Below are 17,775 nucleotides of genomic sequence, written 5' to 3' on the forward strand. Positions count from 1 at the left end.
GCCTTGCGGAACCCGGCCCACACGTCTCACGGCAGCCACCCGACAGAGCGACCGGGGTCGGGGTCACCCCTCCAGCAGCCGCTGCCCCACGTACTCCCCCTCCGCCGCCCCGCCCGGCACCGCGAACAGGCCGCTCGCCTCGTGGCGGATGTACTGGGACAGGGCGTCCCCGCGGTCGAGCTTGCGCTGGACGGTGACGAAGCCGCGCAGCGGGTCGGCCTGCCAGCAGATGAAGAGGAGGCCGGCGTCGGGCACGCCGTCCGCGTCGAAGCCGTCGTGATAGGAGAAGGGGCGCCGGAGCATCGCCGCGCCCCCGTTCTGGTCGGGCCGGGTGATCCGGGCATGGGCGTTGATGGGGACCACCAGGTTGCCCTTGGCGTCCGTCTTCTCCAGGTCCATCGCGGTGGTCTCGGTGCCCCCGGACAGCGCCGCCCCGTCGGACTTGCGGCGCCCGACGACCTGCTCCTGGGCCTTGACCGAGAGCTTCTCCCAGTCGTCGAGGAGCATGCGGATCCGCCGTACGACGGCGTAGGAGCCGTTCGCCATCCACGACGGATCCCCCGAGGCGGGGACGAAGATGCGCTCGTCGAAGTCGGACTCCGTCGGCTTCGGATTGCGCGTGCCGTCCATCTGACCCATCAGGTTGCGGGCCGTCATGGGGTGGGCGGTGGCGCCCGGTGAGCGGTTGAAGCCGTTCATCTGCCAGCGGATCTTCGCCGCGCTGCCCGCGTCCTTCTGGATCGCGCGCAGGGCGTGGAAGGCGACCAGGGCGTCATTGGCGCCGATCTGCACCCACAGGTCGCCGTTGCTGCGGGCCTTGTCGAGGTGGTCGGAGGAGAAGTCGGGCAGCGGGTCGAGGGCGACCGGGCGCTGCTTCTCCAGCCCGGTGCGGGCGAAGAAACTGTGGCCGAAGCCGAAGGTGATCGTCAGTGAGGACGGGCCGGCGTCCCGGGCGACGTCTGTGTCGTCCTGCGTCATGCTCTCGCCCGCCATCAGCCGCCGGGCCGTCTCCGACCAGCGGCGCAGCAGTGCTGCCGCCTCCTTGCGGCCCGCGCCCGCCGCCAGGTCGAAGGCGACGACATGGCCGTGGGCCTGGAGGCCCTCGGTGATGCCGGCCTGATGTTTCCCGTGAAACATCGCTTCATCGGCGCCCAGCGAGGTGAGCGGGGTGGCCTCGGCGGGCCGGGCGGCATAGCCCACGGCCCCGCCCGCCGCGCCGAGGACGAGCCCGGTGGCACCGGCGGTGCCGAGCAGCTTCCGCCGCGAGAGGCCCTCGACGGAGGGGCTTTCCCCCGAAGCGGAGGCGCCCCCCTCCACGAGGGGAGTTCGAGTCTCCGGAATGGACTGTTCAGCCATGGTGCGGTTCAGCCGATCTGCGCGTTCTTGGAGACGGTCGTCTGGTCGATGTCGGAGGTGCGCACGGTCACGGCGACCTTCCAGTCGCCCGCCATGGGGATCTGCACGCCGGTTGCCGACCAGTGTCCGGTGGCGATGCGGTCGGGGTTGACGGGCAGCGGCCCGATCTTCTTGGACTCCAGGGTGAAGGCGACCTTCACCTCGGGGACGTCGAAGGCGCGGCCGTTGGGGCGCTGGACGTAGACGTGCATCTCGTTGCCGCCCACGCGCGCGGGGTCGAGGTCGACGGTCACGACGCCCTTGCCGTCCTCGCCGCCGGTGTCGAAGGACATGTCCAGGGTCAGCGCCCCGGAGGACGCGTCCCCGGATGCGGAGGACGAGGAGGACGAGGATGACGACGTGGCCGCCTTCGCGTCCTCCTCCGTGCGCCCCGGCTCGGTCTGCGTCAGCACGGTTGTCACGGCCAGCAGGACGACGGCGACGCCCGCCTCGGCGAGCACCGAGCGGCGCAGCCCGAACCGGTTCGGGTCGGCGTCCCGCGTCCGCTTCTGCTGTGCCGCGTCCATCGCGGCGCGCTGCCTGGCGAGTTGGGTGGCGCGCTTGGCACTGCTCGAGCCCTTCGCACCGCCGGCGGCGACCCGCTCCTTCTGCGGCGCCTGCTTGCTCCGCTGGACCACGGTGTCCGCCAGCTGCGAGGTCCAGCGCCGCGAGATGTACGCGATGCCGACCAGCAGCGCCACGAGCCCGATCTTGACCAGCAGCAGCTGTCCGTACCGGGTCTCGGTGAACGCCGACCAGGAGCCCAGCTGGCGCCACGACTGGTAGACGCCGGTCACGACCAGCGCGACGACGCTGCCGAAGGCGACGGTCGAGAAACGTCGTACGGCAGTGGCCTCGATCGGGGTGTCCGAGCGGTACAGGGCCACGAGGAGTGCGGACAGCCCGCCCAGCCAGGCCGCGACGGCCAGCAGGTGGACGACGTCGACGGGCATCGCGATGCCCGGCTGCAGCCCGGTCGAGGCGTGCTCGGCCATGGCCCAGCTCGCCGCGAGCCCGGCGGCGACGACCGTACCGCCGACCGCGAGCCCGAAGGTCAGGTCCCGCTTCTCCTCGTCCTCCCGCTTGTCGTACGCCCCGAAGAGCACGGCGATGAACAGGGCGGCGGCGGCGAGCAGCAGCAGCCGGGACACCAGCGCGGCGCCCGTCTTGGTCTGCAGCACGTCTCCGAGCAGGTTCAGGTCGAAGATGTCGCCGACCTTGCCGGAGCCGGTGTAGGAGCCGCGCAGGAGCAGCAGCAGGAGGGTGGCCGCGGTGATCGTCAGCCAGCCGGAGACGACGAACCGCTGCATGACCCGCACACCGGAGCCGCGCTGCCAGCAGGCGAGGACGAAGGCGGCCCCGCCGACCAGGACGATGAAACCGGCGTACGACATGTACCGCCCGAATCCGTACAGCCAGCCGACGACCCCGCCGCCCGCGGTGTCTCCGGAGGAGACCGAGACGGAGGTGGTGGAGGGGGCGCCGACGGAGAAGGTGTAGGCGCCGGCGACGGGGTGGCTGTCGGCGGAGACGACCTGGTAGGTGACGGTGTAGGTGCCGTCGGGCAGGCCGCTGTGGAGTTGCACGGCGTACGTAGTGCCGCTCAGGTTGGTCGGCTTGCCCTGCTGGACGGCCTTGCCCTTGGGGTCGAGGACGCGCAGCGAGTCGCTCGACAGGGCGACCTTCTCGGAGAAGGTCAGCGAGACCTGGGTGGGTGCCTTGTCGACCACCACCCCCTGCTGGGGGGCGCTGCCGGTGAGCGCGGCGTGCGCGGAGGCGGGTCCGGCGGTGGCGAGCAGCAGGCCGGTCGCGGCCAGGAGCAGCAGTACCAGGGTCCGGACGCGGGGGGCGATGGTCTGCGTCAAGGTGGTCCCTCCCTCAGTGTCCGGTCTTCGGGACGTATGTCGCCGACTTCACCGGCATCTTCACGACGACGGGGTCGGACTTGGTGAAGTGGAGTTCGACGGAGACCGTCTGACCCTGTTTCGGCTTGCTCTTCAGCTTGTCGAACATCAGATGGTTGCCGCCGCTTTTGAACACGAGTTGACCGTGTGCGGGGAGGGAAAGTCGAGAGACCTCCTCCATCGCACCGCCGACCGTCTCGTGCATGGTGACCTCGCCGTCGTCGCTGGTGACCGAGGTCAGCTCGTCCTTCGTACCGCTGTCGTTGGCGATGGTCAGGAAGCCGGCCGCCATGTCGGCGGAGACCGGCTGTGGGATGTAGGCGCCGGAGACGGAGATGCCGCCGCTGTCGGAGTCCGAACAGCCGGTCAGGGCCAGGGCCCCGGTCAGCACCACCAGAGGCAGAACCGGGCGCCTCACGGGTTCGCCCCCTTGATGATCTTGGGGAGGTCCTTGGTGTAGTCGTCGACGGTGGCGTCCTCGCCGTAGAGGACGTACCCCGCGTCGGTCTTCGGGGAGAACGCGACGACCTGGGTGCCGTGCACCGAGACGGTCTTGCCGGTCTTCTTGTCCTTGTGCGTCGGCTCGATGGAGATGCCGAGGGTGCGGGCGCTCGCCTGGATGGTGGAGAAGTCGCCGGTCAGGCCGACGAACTGGGTGTCGATGCCCTTGAGCCACTTGCCGAGCTCGGTGGGGGTGTCGCGGTCCGGGTCGGTGGTGACGAACACGACGGTCAGCTTGTCCTGCTCGGACTTGGGCAGCTGCTTCTTGGCGACGGCGATGTTGTTCATCGTCAGCGGGCAGATGTCGGGGCAGTGCGTGTAGCCGAAGTAGATCAGCGTCGGCTTGCCCTTGGTCTCCTTGCGGAGGTCGTACTTCTCGCCCTGGGTGTCGGTGAGCACCAGGTCCGGCTTCTCGAACGGCTGGTCGAGAACGGTGGCGGCCTTGTCGGAGCCGGCTTCCTCGGACACCACGGTGACCGGTGAGCCGCTGTCGTCACCGCTGCCGCAGGCGGAGAGGGTCAGGGTGGCGGCGGCGAGCAGCGCGGCCGCGGCGAACGTCTTCTTGCGCATAGAAAAATGTCCCAGATGTGGTGGTGCCGGCGCGCACCGGGGTCGACCCGGTGCGCGCACCGCGGACAAACGGGTCAGGCGTTGGTGCGCCGACGGCCGGCGAGCACGCCGTACCCCACGCCCACCACGCCGACGACGATGCCGACCACGCCGAGCACGCGCGCGGTGGTGTCGCTGCTGTCGGCGGGGGCGGTCGTGGTGGCTGCTGCTGCCTCGGTCTCGTCGGAAGCCTCTTCCGTGGAGCCGTGGTGCCCGTCCTCCGAGGCGGCGGACAGGGTGAGCACCGGGGCCGGTGTCTCGGGCTCCTCCTCGCCCTCCTTCTGCTCCTCGATCCAGCGGACGACGTCCTTGTTGGAGTACGTCTGGATCGCCTTGAAGACGAGTTCGTCGGTGTCCTCGGGCAGCGCGCCGACGGAGAGCGGGAACTTCTCGAAGGAGCCGGGCTCGATGCCGTCGCCGGTCGCGGTCCAGGTGACCTTGGTGACGGCCTCGGAGATCTGCTCGCCGTGCAGCTCGAGCGGCTTGTCGAGCTTGGACTTGGTGACCTTGACGTCCCAGCCGGCGATCGGCTGCGTCATCACCGAGGCCAGCGGGTGGTCGGTGGGGAAGTTGACCTCGAGCTTGGTGGTCGAGGCGTTGTCGCGCTCGTTGGGCACCTTGAAGTCGATGACGGCGTAACCGCCCTTGGCGGCGGTGCCCTCGGGCGAGACGCTGACGTGGGCGAACGCGGGCGAGGACAGGACGACCACGGCCGAGGCGGCGAGGGCGCCGGTGGCGGCGAGACGAGAAACCTTCATGGAAGAGCACTCCACTTCGAAACGGATTCCGGTGCTGAAGAGGGGGTGTGCTGTGCGCACACGCGCGTGCCGCACGACGGCGGCCCCTCCATGCACGGGAGTGCGGTCGCGTCGTGTCAGGCAGCGAGGACGAGTGCGGCGGCGGGCGGGCCGCGCCTGATCACCGTGTGCTGGAGTGCGGTGGTACGGGGCTTCGGCGGCGCGAGCAGAGCGGTGCGCGCGAGGCGCGGACCGGCCTCGGGCGCCCCCGGCAGCCCGGCACGCAGGGCGCGCACCAGCGCGAGCGCCCCGCGCAGGGATCGTACGAGCGCCCCCTCCGCGACCGAATGCGCCGAGTACGCGGACAGTTCGACGAGCCGCAGCAGCGCCAGATCCCCCCGGCGCAGCAGCCATCCGGCGGCGACGGCGGCGAGGACGTGCCCGAGCAGCATCGGCAGGGACGGCAGCAGGGAGGCGGAGGAGCCGGTGGCCATGGCGTCCGTCGGGTGGTGCGCGGAGCTCGCAGCGGGGTGGAGCCGTGCCTCGACGAGGATCTTCTGGGCCTGCGCGGGGCTGATCGCCGCCGCGGTGGCCCCGCACGCGAGCCGCGTGGCCTGCTCGACCAGCGAGGCGTCGGACGCCGAGGCCGCGGAGCCGGTGAACATCGCACTCGCGGAGCCCGTGGACATCGCACTCGCCGACGTCCCGTGCTGCCCCAGTCCGAACACCACGTGCAGCGCGGTCTGTCCGACGGCGAGCAGGGGGGCGATCGCGGTCAGCGAGCGGGCGCGTCCGGCGAGCGGTGCCACGACCAGGACGGTCCCCAGGAATCCCGCGGCCAGCGACCACAGCGGAACCGTGGCGCACGAGGCGAGGGTGTGACCGGCCGCGGCCAGCACGACGCAGACCGCGGCGAACACCGCGGCCCGCAGTATCCGGAAGTCTCTTCCGGAACGCGCCGTGCACGCGTGGGGGGCAGTCATGGCGGGCTCATCATCGCACTGGGCTTATGGGCCTCATACGGCAGGTCCACAAGATGACGTACGCGATGTACGACCGGAACGTCACCTTCTGTTGCCAGCTGCCCCACATACACCGATCATCGCCACCGGCGCATCCCCCATATGGGCGGCATCACGTCAACTGTGTGCTTACACACGGGCCTGGGCGGCAATACGTAACGGTATGTCGAGCCGCGGCCAGGAGGCTGGAGCATGAGCATCTGGTGGTCACTCCATCTGAGGCGCGACGCCGCGAGCGTTCCGCTCGCCCGGCGCCTGCTGCTCGGCACCATGGAGACCGCGGGGGTCGACCCCGACGTGTCGTACGACCTCTCCCTGGCGCTCAGCGAGGCGTGCGCGAACGCCGTGGAGCACGGCGGGGACATGGCGTCCGACGGCGCCTCGGCGACGTACTCGGAGGCCTACAGAGTCACCGCCTACCTCGACGGCGAGAAGTGTCGTATCGAAGTCGCCGACTCCGGCCCCGGATTCACCCGCGCCCAGCCCGTCCGCCCCGCTCCCAGCAGTGCCGAGAACGGCCGCGGACTCTGTCTCATCCAGGAACTCGCCGATCACGTCCACATCGGCAACAAGCCCGGCCGCCGGGGCGCGGTGGTGAGCTTCGACAAGATCCTGAAGTGGAAGAAGGACGCCCCTCTGGTGGCGGTGTGACGCTCTTTCAGCCGGAGACCCTTTCCGTCTGACGCCCCCTCCCACCCGACGCCCTTTCCGCCGACGTCATGACTCCTGAGATTCCGGTCTGCATACTGACCGGACGGGAAATCGGCGTGACGTCGGGCCACGGGGGGACTGACCATGGCGTGGACGGTACTGGCGGGGGACGGACGGCGGCTGTCGGTCGAGGAGCGGGGTGATCCGCAGGGCCGTCCGGTGTTCCTGCTGCACGGCACCCCCGGCAGCAGACTCGGACCCGCGCCGCGGCCGTCGGTTCTCTACCGCATGAGGGTCCGGCTGATCACGTTCGACCGGCCGGGATACGGAGGTTCGGACCGCAGTCCGGGCCGTTCGGTGAGCGCGGCGGCCGAGGACGTCCGCCTGATCGCCGACGCCCTCGGGATCGGCAGGTTCGGGGTGGTGGGCCGCTCGGGCGGCGCCCCGCACGCGCTCGCCTGTGCGGCGCTGCTTCCGGAGCGCACGGCACGGGCCGGCTCACTGGTCGGGCTCGCCCCTCCGGACGCCGCCGACCTCGACTGGTTCGACGGTATGACCGAGGCCAACGTCCACGCGTACGTCAACGCGGCCGCGGGCCGGCACCGCCTCACCGCCACGCTGGGGCGCCGCACACTGACGATCCGCGCCGATCCGGCGGCCTCCATCGCCGAGATGCGCAGCGGACTGCCCGAGTCCGACCGCTGGATCATCGCGGACGCCGGCATCCGGGCCATGCTGGAGCGCAACTTCGCCGAGGGACTGCGCAGTTCCGCCGACGGCTGGGTGGACGACGTCATGGCGTTCAGCACCGGCTGGGGCTTCGAGCCGTCGGGCATCACCGCCCCCGTCTTCCTCTGGCACGGCGAGGAGGACATCTTCGCCCCGGTGGAACACACCCGCTGGCTCGGCCGCAACATCCCCGGGGCCCGCGTCGAGGTCGAACGCCACGCCGCCCACTTCGGAGCGCTGCGCGTGATGACCCGCATCATCGGATGGGCCTCCCGGCACGACGGGTGAGCCCGACGGACGAGCCCGACGGACGAGCCCGACGAATGGGCATGACGGATGAGTACGACGGCTGAGCGCCACGGATGAGCACCACGGATGAGCACCACCCGCCCGGTCACACCTGCTGCGGCTCCAGATCCCGGTCGATCCGCAGCCACCCGACCGCCGCCGCGCTCAAGGGGTGAGTCTCGCCCAGGCGTTGGATCAGTTCGGTCTCCGCCTCCTGATGGAGCTGGGTGGCCTCCTTGTCCCGGCCCAGCTCGCGGAGGGTGATCGCGAGGTTGGCCATGCTGCTCAGCGTGTCGGGATGGGTGGCGCCGAGCCGCCCCCGCAGGCCGGTCACGGCCAGCCGCTCCCAGCGCTCGGCCTCATCGAGGCGACCGAGGTCGGCCAGGGCGTTGGCGAGGGTGGTCCCCGTGCTGAGGGTGGACGGGTGTTCGTCGCCGAGGGCCGCCGCGAGGCTGGCGCGGGCCTGTTCGGCCAGTACCGCGGCCTGCTCCGGCTCGCCGAGGGCCCGGTGGTAGGTCGCCAGGTTGTTGAGGCAGAACATGGTGAACGGGTGTTCGGGACCGAAGGAGTTCCGGTAGCCCGCCTGTACCTCCGCGATCTGCTGCACGGCCCGCCGGGCCCCCTGCTCGGGGTCGGTGGCGAAGTAGTCGGCGGCGAGATTGAGCGCGCAGGCCAGTTCCTCGGGAATGGAGCGGCCGTACCGGTCGCGGTAGCGGGTGTGGGTCTCCCAGGTCTGCTCGCTCAGCCGCAGCGCCTCCTCGAGCCGGCCCGCCCTGCGCAGGGACACGGCGAGGCTCTTGTCGACCCGCAGCACCTCCGGAACGTACGGGTTGAGCACCTGCCCGAAGTTGTCCCTGACCTCGCGCAGGATCTCCACCGAGTCGTCGTACTCGCCGAGCTCCCTCAGGTCGCGGGCGTAGTGGCTGCGGGTGGTGAGCGTGTACGGGTGCAGCGGGCCGTCCAGCGCGGTACGGCGGCGCACGGTGTCCTCGTCGAGCTGCAGAGCGGCCTCGCTGTCCCCGGTGAGGCGGTGGTCGATGGCGAGGTTGTTGGCGGAGCGCAGGGTCCGGGAATCGTCCTCGCCGAGGATCTCGCGGAATCCGCTGTAGATCCGCTGGTCCAGCTGCAGTGCCTCGTTGAAGCGGCCGAGCGCCCGCAGGTCGGCGGCCACACTGCCGGAGGTGATGAGCAGGGAGGGGTGGCCCTCGCCGAGGAGCCGGCGCTGTGAGACCAGGGTGTCCTCGTCCATCTTGCGGGCGGCCTGGTACTCGCCCTGGGAGCGCAGGATGTTGGCCAGCTCGAAACGGAGGTTGAGGATCTGCTCGTCGTTGGAGTCCGGGAACTCGGTGCTCCAGAACTCGTTGAGCTGCGTGCCCAGGGTGCGGGCGACATGGAGTTCGCCGCGCTTCCACAGATAGCGCATCCGGTCCACCATCAGCTGCCGGGGCTCCTCCTCCGCGCACTCGCGGATGTTGGAGGGGACCAGATGCGGCCAGATCACCTCGAACTCGTCCCACTTGGCGGGGTCGTCCACCGCGCCCTCGGGCGGCCGTACGGCGGCGAGGATGCGGTGCACCTCGTGGACGGTGTCCTCGGCCACCTCCGGGGCCATGCTGTCGCGCACCGCGGCCTGGACCAGCCGGTGCACCTGGATGGAGTTGTCGGTGGAGTCGACCTTGGCCAGCGCGAACTTGCGCAGCGCCTGGGTGACCTTGCCGAGCATGTACCGGGCGCGCAGGTCCTTGTCGTAGGGCAGCAGTGCCTTGATCATGGGGTCGCTGCCGACGAGGGCCATGGAGATCGGCTCGGCGGACAGGAAGCTGCACAGTTCGAGCAGCCGGGCCGCCGCGGGGGATTCATGGCGCAGCCGGGCGATCGAGATGTTCCAGGTGGCGCCCACGGAGGACGGGTACTCCACGGCGTCGACGGCGGCCGGCACCGACAGCACCCTGGTGCTCTGCTCGCGCAGCTGCTCGATGTACTCGCCGACGGGCGTCGCGGTCGTCTCCAGCCAGCCCGCCGCGACCTCGATCGCCAGGGGCAGGTCGCCGACCGCGTCGGCGACCAGGGCCGCGTCCTCCTCGCTCAGTCCCGGAACCCGCCGGGTCAGGTGCTCGACGCTCTCCTCCCGGGTGAAGACGTCGACCTGCAGCGGCCGCACCTGGGTGGAGGTCGGCTTGGTGCGGGTGGTGACCAGGAGATGGCCGTAGACCTCGTCCGGGATCGGGCCGGTCAGCTCGCCGAACCGGTTGATCACCTGGTCCAGGTCCTCGACGTTGTCGAAGACCAGCAGCCAGCGCTTGTACGGGCGGGCGGCCCTGAGCGCCTGGAGCGCGGCCTCGACGGCCTCGGACACGTCGTCGCCGATGCTCGGGTCGAGCCGCCGGCCGAGGTCGGCGAGCTTGGGCGCGACCAGGTCGGGCTGTTCGGCGTCGACCCACCACACCAGGTCGTAGTCGGCCTTGAAGCGGTTGGCGTACTCGCGGGCCAGATGGGTCTTTCCCACGCCGCCGAGACCGTGCAGCACCTGGGGCAGCCGCTGTCCGGTGGCGGCGGCCACGAACTGGCTGCGCACCTGCTCCAGGATCGGCGAGCGGCCGGTGAAGAACGGGTAGCGGGGCTGGACGTTGGACACGCTGGTGCTGGTGTTCGGGAAGCGTGTGCCGTGCTGGCGGGCGACCGTCTGGGGCGATCCGGGGCGGCCCAGACCGGTGAGCAGCACGGTCGTCGCCGTCTCCTCGTCCAGCCGGGCCAGATCTATGGTGCCGCCCCGGCTCGCGTTCGGGATCTGTTGCACGTCCCCGACCCGCAGGGCGACCGGCTGGTGCTTCTGCGAACCGCCGAAGTGCACCGTGGCCTCCCAGGCCGCCATGGCCGTGCGGGAGCTGAGGAAGGTGGGGGAGACCACGGCGAGCACCCGGTGCGAGCCGCCGGAGACGGCCTCGCCGCCGACCTCCAGGGTCGTCATCGCCCGCACGTCCTGGGAGACCACGTCGAACCGCGCCTCGCGCAGCACCGACTCCAGCCAGTCCACCCACATCCGGTCCTCGGAGACGTACTGCAGCAGCAGCTTCGACGGCGGCAGGGGGCGGCGGCGGGTGTAGGCCGTGACGTACTGGTTGCGTTTGACGTCGTTGAGGGGCGGCAGGGAGGCCACCCGGCCCGCGGTGACGACGGAGGTCAGCCGTTCGCAGGCGGTCAGCATGGAGCTGGCGACCTTGGGCGGGTCGCCGAAGGGGGCGAGGATCTCCTCGTAGGCGTAGTAGGGGCGGTAGGGGATCTCCACCGCGCCCCAGTAGGCGTCGAGTTCCTCGGCGTCCAGGCCGCTGGGCAGGCCTTCGAAGCGTTCCCGGGCCAGCGCCCGTCCCGCGTCGACCTTGTCCTTCTCGCCGTCGTCGATGCGCATGGCGACCGGGAGGATGCGGATCCCCTTGTCGCCGTAGCGCTCCTCGATGTCCTGGGCGACCGCGGCGGCGCCGTCGATGCTCTGGTCGCTGAGGGTGTAGCAGACCACCAGGGTGCTGGGCATCTGCACGGTGCAGATGTCGGCGAGGTCGCTGTGGCCGGTACGGCTGTCGATCAGTGTGTAGTCGTAGTACCGCTCCATGTCCGAGCGCATCGCGTCGAAGAACTGCCCGCCGCCGTAGCTGCTGTAGAAGCTGTCCCAGTCCATGTTGCCGACGATCGGGTAGTCGCGGTGCTGCATGCCGGCCGACAGGAAGTCCAGGCTGCCCGGCCTCGGGAAGGTCCAGTCCAGGGAGATGGCATGGGGGCGGACGCGGGCGTAGCGGCGGTGCCAGTCCGGCTCGCGGTCGGGGAGGTCGCGCAGTGCCTCGCGGCGGTAGTCGTCGATCAGGTTGATCAGGCCGGGGGTGGCCCGCAGTAAGGAGGGCTTGAGGAACGGGTGGAAGAACCGGTGCAGGCCCGGGGCCTCGAGGTCCCAGTCGACGGCGAGCACGCGATACCCGTTGGCGGCCAGGATCCAGGCCACGTTGGCGAGCGCCATGGTCCGGCCGGTCCCGCCCTTGTACGAGTAGAAGGTGATCACTGAACCCTTGCGGTTCTCGGTCATGGAGCCCTCCGCTGTGTCGGCCTTGCTCTTCCCTCGTGCCGTGCCCGCCGGGTCTCCCGGCATTGTGCTCAGACGGGATTTCCCAGCCTGGGCAGCCATGGAGGATCGGTGGGCGCCCCCGGCGGCGGGTAGGTCTTCGCGTGGGCCTCGTAGTAGGTCACTGCCTGTCGTACGGCCTTGTGGAGTTCGGCCTGGAAGGCTTCCAGGGTGCGGATGCCACCGCTGTGCGACCGGTGGCCCGAGCCGACGGTCTGCCGTGCGGCCAGGGACCGGTCGGTGAGTTCCTGCAGCTGCCGCTCCCGGTCCGGGGGGATCGCGTCGTCCTTGTACTGGGGGATCATCACGCTGATCCAGGGCCGCTGCTGCTCGCCCAGCTGCGCCAGGAGCTGGGTGACGCGCGGGGAGTGCAGGGCCCACCGGTCGAGCAGCAGCAGGACGGGGGCGGTGGGCGGGCCGGCGGAGAGGAGGCGGTCGGCGTCGTTCTCGAAGTCGCTGACGGTGACCTGGAAGTTCATGGCCCGCACGAGGTCGGCGGCGTGCTCCGCGATGGGGCGGGTCGACACGGGGTGGTACGGGTTCCACTCGGCCGGCGTGTCCCCGTAGGAGTCGGGCACCCGCCCCGGGGGCAGGTCCGACCGGGAGGGGGCGATCACCGTGACGTCGAACTCGGGAGGGTGCGCGGCGTCGCCGAAGGCGCTGGGTAGCGACTCGTACTGCCGGAAGATCTGCCCTTCCTCCAGGTCGATGGCCCTGCTGGCGCGCACGATCCGCTGGGCCAGCCGGTACACGGCGCGTTCGTACTGCTCGTTGAGGTAGCTGAGCTTGGTCAGTCCGTAGAACCCCTCCGCCGCGTAGTCGTCCCCGAACTCCGTGTGGTGGAACTGCAAGTCCTTTGCCACCTGGGGCAGTTGGGCGAGTTCGACGGGGACCCATAACGCCGGGACGATGGCGCTCTCGTGTGACTTCCCGCGCAGGGCCCGGCGGTAGATCTCCCGCTGGGAGAACGCCCACCACTCACGGCCGCACTGTTCGCTGATGAAGTACCGGGGCGAGTACAGCGGCACGAACACCTGGCACCGGGCCAGATTCTCCGACAGCTTGTCCGTCCACCGCGTTCCCAGCGCTATTTCCTGGTCCAGGAACCCGGCCTTCTCGCCCACCTGTAATGACGTCATCTCCAGGATGTGCTTGCACAGGTCGTCGTACAGCTTCTTCACCCACGGGTTGGGGCCGGCGACTTCGGAGGCGTTCGGCGGCGTGTGCGCATAACTGAGGAAGAAGTACGGCCGTCCGCTCCTGGGGTCTTCCGCATCCACTCGCACGAATACCCCCCGATACGCCGCCGATGACGATCCAGTGTAGGAACGGCAGCCTCAACTGCGGAACAGTGCAGCGAAGTTGACAGCGGGAAGGGTGAGGTGACGGAGCGTCAGTCGCGGAGGATGAACGACATGACGATGAAGATGGCGGCCAGCAGGCCGAACGCCGCGCCCGCGCCCAGGCCCACTGCCGGGTAGAACTTCAGGTGGCCGACGGCGTAGCCGAAGATGCCCGTGATGAGGCCGCCGAGAATCGAACAGAGCACCGCGACCAGCGCGTAGTGCTTGCGCTTGCTGCGCGGAACGGGCGGATCCTCGTGCGGCGGACGGGGATCGGGGGTGGGCCCTGTCGGCTGCGGACCGGGGTGGGGTGCGGGAGAGGACACGAGGACTCCAGGGCTCGCGCTGTGTGGCGGGCGGAATCTATACGCCAGGTGGATCGGGTCGCGTCACCACGACCGGTTCTCAGCGCCGTTCCGGGCGCCCCTATTGCGTGGCGAGCCCCTTGTGGTCCGCCGCCGTCCTGCGGGCCTCGGCCAGAGCACCGGCGCTCACCGGATCCGTCAGCCGCGGCGAAACGGTCTCCCCCATGGCCGTCACGAACCGCTCCCCCAGCTCCGTCAGGGCCCCGGAGCCGGCCAGCGTCCGCACCGCCTCCACGGTCTGCTCGCGCCACCGGGCGAACTGCACCTCGGCGGCATGCGCCTCGGCACCGCCTGCCGCGGTCCGCCGCCGCGCGCGCCAGTAGTCCACCACGGCGATGTGCGCGTACGTCCCCTGCAGCAGCCCCTCCAACGGCCGCGGATCCGGACGCCAAGGCGCGTAGAACAGCCGCTCGCAGCCGGGGTCGTAAAGATCCGTCAGATCGAGTACGGCGCCCAGCTTGACGTGCTGGAACTCGTGCACCAGCAGACACGCCAGGGTCTGAGGCTCCCCGGGCCGCGCGATGGCGACCGCGCCGAAGGCGTCCCGCGCCGCCGAGCTGATGTCCGCGCCTGTGGCGGCCTCCCGCAGCGGGGTGACGACACTCAGCCCCGCGGCGAGTCCTGGCGCGTACGCGGGCAGTTCGCGCCGGATCCACTCCCACGCGGCGGCGAGATCGCTCCGCCACTCCTCGGCCGCCGCGGCGGACAGCCGGGCCCGCACGGGATACCCGTGGGCGTCCCGCCAGGGGTCCGTGTCCTCCAGGGTGACGGCCCAGCCGGACAGTTCGAACCGGTGCCGGGTCAGCCACGCCTGATCCGAACCGGCCTTGCGGCCCACGAGGTGCTCCCGCCCCGAGACCCGGACCCTGAAGCCCTCGTCCCCGCCCGCGGTGACCCGCGCCTCGCCCGCCTCGCCCACCACCAGCGCGCCCAGCGTCGGCAGCCGCAGCACCCCGGAGCCGGTCGGCACGGTGACCGTGCCCGCCCGCCCGGACCGCAGCAGCACCGCCGCGGCGAGCTCCGCCACCCCGCGCATCGCGATCGGACCGGCTTCCGCGTCGCCGGCCAGGGCCCGCTGCGCCCAGGGCCGCAGGTAGGGGTGGGCCAGCACCGCGTCCACCGACTCGGGCGCCTCGGCATCGAGGACCGCCAGGGTCTCCCAGGCCGCCGTACCGGTCGCGTCGTGCGGACTGTCGTGCCATACGGCGGCGAGGAGTTCGCGGTTGACGGTCAGCTCGTGCCGGGCCAGCGCCTCCACGGCGTCGGCGCCGCCGAAGCCGGCGGCGAGTTCGCCGAGGTGCGCGTCTTCCAGGGGGAGTCGGGGCACGGACATCCTCTGGGCCTCCCTGTCGCGGATCCCGGTGATGAGCTGTTTCAGGTCGGCGCAGTACACGGACGGGTTCATGAACTCGCCGGCACCGCTCCCGGAGCGGTAGCGGTGCGCATACAACCCGCCGCCGCACGACTGGACGACCTCACAGGCGCGGCAGGTGTCGCACAGCCCCTCCAGCCCCAGCTGCCGGGCCACGATGCCGGGGTGCGCGGCCATCGCGTCCAGCGAGTCGGCGGTGACGTTCATGCCGGTGCCGGGTGCTCCGTCGTACGCCGTCTTCAGCGAGTCCGCCTGCTCGAGCGAGCCGTCGGTCTCGATGACCGCCAGCTCCACCGGCGCCAGTCCGAGGGACTCGGTGAGACTGTTCGCCCCGCGCAGGGTGCGCAGCACGGAGTCGAGCACCCGTACCCCCATGGGCCGGCCCGCCGCGGTCCAGCGATCATGGACGGTCAGCAGCCAGTCGCCGTACGACATGCTGTCGGCGGGGCGTGCCGGTGGCTCTTCCCAGGTGGCGTGGGGGAGCAGGAAGTCGATGCGCGGCGGCGCGAGTTCGGCCAGGGCGTCGTAGACGGCGATGGGGTCGTTGCGCAGGTCGATCGTGCAGAGCAGGCCGGCGAAGAGGTGCCGGTAGCGGGGGCGGTTCAGCAGGGCGATCGCGCGCAGCACCTGGTCGTGGCTGCTGCGGCCGTTGCGATAGCGGCGGTGCAGGTCGTTGGCGGCGCGGTCGCCGTCGAGCGAGATACCGACCTTGATGTCGAACTCCGCGAACAGGTCGCAGAACTTCTCGTCGAGGGTGACGCCGTTGGTGTGGATGCGTAGATCGAGGGCGCTGACGCCGGACAGGGCGGTCTGTAAGTTCTCCGCCGCCCGGCGCAGTCGCGCCCGTCCGGCGAGGAGGGGCTCCCCGCCGTGCAGGACGACGTGAACGGTGTCGAGCCGATGGGCGCGGGCGTGCTCGGAGATGCGCCGGGCGGTGAGGTCCAGGATCTCACCGGAGATCACCTGGGGACGGCCTCGCCAACTCTGGTCCGCATGTTCGAACACATAGCAGTGATCACAGGCGAGATCACAGCGGCTGTGCATCTTCAGTACGAACTGACTCAGGGGGTGCGGCGACGGGTCCATGAGCGCACGGTGCGGTTGCCTGCCCGGGGGCCGGCGGTCAGACCGCCGACTGGAACGCTGCGACCGAGACCCGGGCGGGCCCGCGGCCCGGGGTGCCGTGCGACACGACACGGGTGAGGGCACCGGAGCCGAGACCGTCCGCGCGGGCGGCGAGCCGCACCAGCGGGACCCGCTCGGGTCCGGCGGTCTGCGGCTTCCCCGGCTCTTCGGCCGAGGCGGTGGTGGGCGCGTTCATGGCGAACCTCGATCTTCCGTAAGTCCAGGCAAAACGGATATTACGGACACCTGGAGCGTTCCGCGTGGCGAACACGCTCGTAACTGGGAGTGGGGCAGCCATGAAACCACACGGGCCGAGCGGCCGGTGAGGTGCACGGCGGTCGTTCAACTCCGCTTCTGGGCAAGGGGAGTTGTGCATATGACCATACGGCTGCGACTCCTTGTTCCCGAGGGAGTGTCTGGCGTGGGTTTTTTCGGTACGGGAGTCGTTCTTATAGGGATTCAAGGGATACCCGACCGGTTTCCACACTCAAGGGCGGGTTATCAAATCGTTACCATATCCGGGGGTTAAAACGGCGGCGCCCGCGCGGAGTTCACCCGCGCGTGTCACGGCCGCACCCCCGTGCGCCCGCCCAAGGCGCCGGTTTCAGCTTTTTCAGCATCCTCAGCCTGCACACAGCACACGCTCAAGGTCCTGACGGGCGCCCTTTCTAATTTCATGACCATGACGGGAAACCACAAGGACAAGAGCATCAGCCGGCGCCGCGCGATCGCGGTGACCGGCGGCACGGTCGCGGCCGGTGGTCTCGCCGTCGCCGGGTACCAGTCGGCCTTCGCCGACACGGCCGATGCCACCACCGAGGCGTCGGCCACGGCATCGGCCACGAGCACCAGCAGCGAGTGCATGACGCTCATGACGAGCGTCACCGAGGGTCCGTACTACCTCGACGGCGCCCTGGTCAGAAAAGACATCACCGAGGGCAAGAGCGGCGTCCCGCTGACGCTGCGCCTCACCGTCGTCGACGCCACCGACGGCTGTACCCCGGTCTCCGGCGCGGCCGTCGAGATCTGGCACTGCGACGCCTGGGGCTACTACTCCGGCTACACCACCGCCAACCCCGGCGGCTCCGCGCCCGCGGAGAGCGAGGACGGCTCGACCGCCAACGACAACACCTACCTGCGCGGCTACCAGATCGCCAACGAGAACGGTGTCGTCAAGTTCGAGACGATCTTCCCGGGCTGGTACACGCCCCGCACCTGCCACATCCACCTCAAGGTCCACACCGGCGGCGAGAAGGAGGACGGCACCTACGAGGGCGGCAAGGTCAACTACACCGGCCAGCTGTTCTTCCCGGACGACGTCGCCGAGGAGATCTTCACGCTGGAGCCGTACTCCCAGCACTCCGGCACCTACACCGAGCTGGCCGACGACATGGTCTACGACGGCGGCGGCACCTCCAGCGGCCTGCTGACCCTCAAGGCCGTCCACAAGAAGGACCCGTCCAAGGGCTACAAGGGCTCCATCACCCTGGGCGTCGACCCCGACGCCGAGAGCACCGGCGCGGGCGGCGGCGGTGGCGGCACCCCGCCGAGCGGCGCTCCCACGGGCGAGCCGCCGACCGACAGTGCCAGCGCCTCGGCCTCGGCCTCGGCCTCCTCGTAAGGTAC

At 70.5% G+C, this 17,775-nt stretch carries 14 protein-coding genes; 3 read left to right on the forward strand and 11 right to left on the reverse strand.

The features are described from left to right. Nucleotides 1-63: 63 nt before the first annotated feature. From efeB to IG08_RS0129685, 6 genes are all read right to left on the reverse strand, one after another. Nucleotides 64-1,356, reverse strand: a complete 1,293-nt coding sequence (gene efeB, locus IG08_RS0129660; protein WP_030609103.1) for an iron uptake transporter deferrochelatase/peroxidase subunit — start codon at nt 1,354-1,356, stop codon at nt 64-66. An 8-nt stretch (nt 1,357-1,364) separates the two neighbouring features. Further along, the gene (locus IG08_RS0129665) at nt 1,365-3,260 is read right to left on the reverse strand and encodes a copper resistance CopC/CopD family protein (RefSeq protein ID WP_030609106.1); all 1,896 of its coding nucleotides are present in this window, start codon (nt 3,258-3,260) and stop codon (nt 1,365-1,367) included. 13 nt (nt 3,261-3,273) lie between these two features. Continuing rightward, on the reverse strand, nt 3,274-3,717 hold the full coding sequence (locus IG08_RS0129670) for a copper chaperone PCu(A)C (RefSeq protein ID WP_030609109.1): 444 nt from the start codon (nt 3,715-3,717) through the stop codon (nt 3,274-3,276). Beyond that, entirely contained in the window at nt 3,714-4,370 is a 657-nt protein-coding gene (locus tag IG08_RS0129675; RefSeq protein WP_030609111.1) for an SCO family protein, read from the reverse strand. The genes IG08_RS0129670 and IG08_RS0129675 overlap by 4 nt, the downstream gene beginning before the upstream one ends. 74 nt (nt 4,371-4,444) lie before the next feature. Further along, nucleotides 4,445-5,167, reverse strand: a complete 723-nt coding sequence (locus IG08_RS0129680) for a YcnI family copper-binding membrane protein (protein WP_030609113.1) — start codon at nt 5,165-5,167, stop codon at nt 4,445-4,447. Between the two features lie 116 nt (nt 5,168-5,283). Then, nucleotides 5,284-6,129, reverse strand: coding sequence for a hypothetical protein (locus tag IG08_RS0129685; RefSeq protein ID WP_030609116.1), 846 nt, complete (start codon nt 6,127-6,129; stop codon nt 5,284-5,286). Between the two features lie 231 nt (nt 6,130-6,360). Between IG08_RS0129685 and IG08_RS0129690 the strand changes: the two genes are divergently transcribed. Continuing rightward, the gene (locus IG08_RS0129690) at nt 6,361-6,819 is read left to right on the forward strand and encodes an ATP-binding protein (RefSeq protein ID WP_030609119.1); all 459 of its coding nucleotides are present in this window, start codon (nt 6,361-6,363) and stop codon (nt 6,817-6,819) included. 144 nt (nt 6,820-6,963) lie between these two features. Then, on the forward strand, nt 6,964-7,836 hold the full coding sequence (locus IG08_RS0129695) for an alpha/beta fold hydrolase (protein WP_030609122.1): 873 nt from the start codon (nt 6,964-6,966) through the stop codon (nt 7,834-7,836). 106 nt (nt 7,837-7,942) lie between these two features. Here the strand turns inward: IG08_RS0129695 and fxsT are convergent, their stop codons facing one another. From fxsT to fxsA, 5 genes are all read right to left on the reverse strand, one after another. Continuing rightward, entirely contained in the window at nt 7,943-11,908 is a 3,966-nt protein-coding gene (gene fxsT / locus IG08_RS0129700; RefSeq protein WP_030609125.1) for an FxSxx-COOH system tetratricopeptide repeat protein, read from the reverse strand. A 68-nt stretch (nt 11,909-11,976) separates the two neighbouring features. Beyond that, nucleotides 11,977-13,230 carry a TIR-like protein FxsC gene (locus IG08_RS0129705; RefSeq protein ID WP_030609127.1) on the reverse strand — a complete coding sequence of 418 codons (1,254 nt, stop codon included), beginning with the start codon at nt 13,228-13,230 and terminating at the stop codon, nt 11,977-11,979. Nucleotides 13,231-13,337: 107 nt separating this feature from the next. Further along, nucleotides 13,338-13,613, reverse strand: a complete 276-nt coding sequence (locus IG08_RS0129710; protein ID WP_030609129.1) for a hypothetical protein — start codon at nt 13,611-13,613, stop codon at nt 13,338-13,340. A 100-nt stretch (nt 13,614-13,713) separates the two neighbouring features. Then, a complete protein-coding gene (locus IG08_RS0129715) occupies nt 13,714-16,110 on the reverse strand; it encodes an FxsB family cyclophane-forming radical SAM/SPASM peptide maturase (protein ID WP_030609131.1) in 2,397 nt (798 codons plus the stop codon). Nucleotides 16,111-16,147: 37 nt separating this feature from the next. After that, nucleotides 16,148-16,345, reverse strand: coding sequence for an FxSxx-COOH cyclophane-containing RiPP peptide (gene fxsA / locus IG08_RS0129720; protein ID WP_030609133.1), 198 nt, complete (start codon nt 16,343-16,345; stop codon nt 16,148-16,150). Between the two features lie 486 nt (nt 16,346-16,831). Here fxsA and IG08_RS0129725 point away from each other — a divergent pair, with 486 nt between their 5' ends. Continuing rightward, nucleotides 16,832-17,770: an intradiol ring-cleavage dioxygenase gene (locus IG08_RS0129725; RefSeq protein WP_234343004.1), complete on the forward strand. Its 939-nt coding sequence runs from the start codon at nt 16,832-16,834 to the stop codon at nt 17,768-17,770. Nucleotides 17,771-17,775: the final 5 nt, after the last annotated feature.

The organism is Streptomyces fulvoviolaceus, from assembly GCF_000718165.1.
GTDB lineage: Bacteria > Actinomycetota > Actinomycetes > Streptomycetales > Streptomycetaceae > Streptomyces > Streptomyces fulvoviolaceus.

Bases quoted from the DNA above. Each gene is read 5' to 3' on its own strand.
- efeB (WP_030609103.1), bottom strand. From the start codon at position 1,356: ATGGCTGAACAGTCCATTCCGGAGACTCGAACTCCCCTCGTGGAGGGG.
- IG08_RS0129675 (WP_030609111.1), bottom strand. From the start codon at position 4,370: ATGCGCAAGAAGACGTTCGCCGCGGCCGCGCTGCTCGCCGCCGCCACC.
- IG08_RS0129680 (WP_030609113.1), bottom strand. From the start codon at position 5,167: ATGAAGGTTTCTCGTCTCGCCGCCACCGGCGCCCTCGCCGCCTCGGCC.
- IG08_RS0129685 (WP_030609116.1), bottom strand. From the start codon at position 6,129: ATGACTGCCCCCCACGCGTGCACGGCGCGTTCCGGAAGAGACTTCCGG.
- IG08_RS0129690 (WP_030609119.1), top strand. From the start codon at position 6,361: ATGAGCATCTGGTGGTCACTCCATCTGAGGCGCGACGCCGCGAGCGTT.
- IG08_RS0129695 (WP_030609122.1), top strand. From the start codon at position 6,964: ATGGCGTGGACGGTACTGGCGGGGGACGGACGGCGGCTGTCGGTCGAG.
- fxsT (WP_030609125.1), bottom strand. From the start codon at position 11,908: ATGACCGAGAACCGCAAGGGTTCAGTGATCACCTTCTACTCGTACAAG.
- IG08_RS0129715 (WP_030609131.1), bottom strand. From the start codon at position 16,110: ATGGACCCGTCGCCGCACCCCCTGAGTCAGTTCGTACTGAAGATGCAC.
- fxsA (WP_030609133.1), bottom strand. From the start codon at position 16,345: ATGAACGCGCCCACCACCGCCTCGGCCGAAGAGCCGGGGAAGCCGCAG.
- IG08_RS0129725 (WP_234343004.1), top strand. From the start codon at position 16,832: ATGACGGGAAACCACAAGGACAAGAGCATCAGCCGGCGCCGCGCGATC.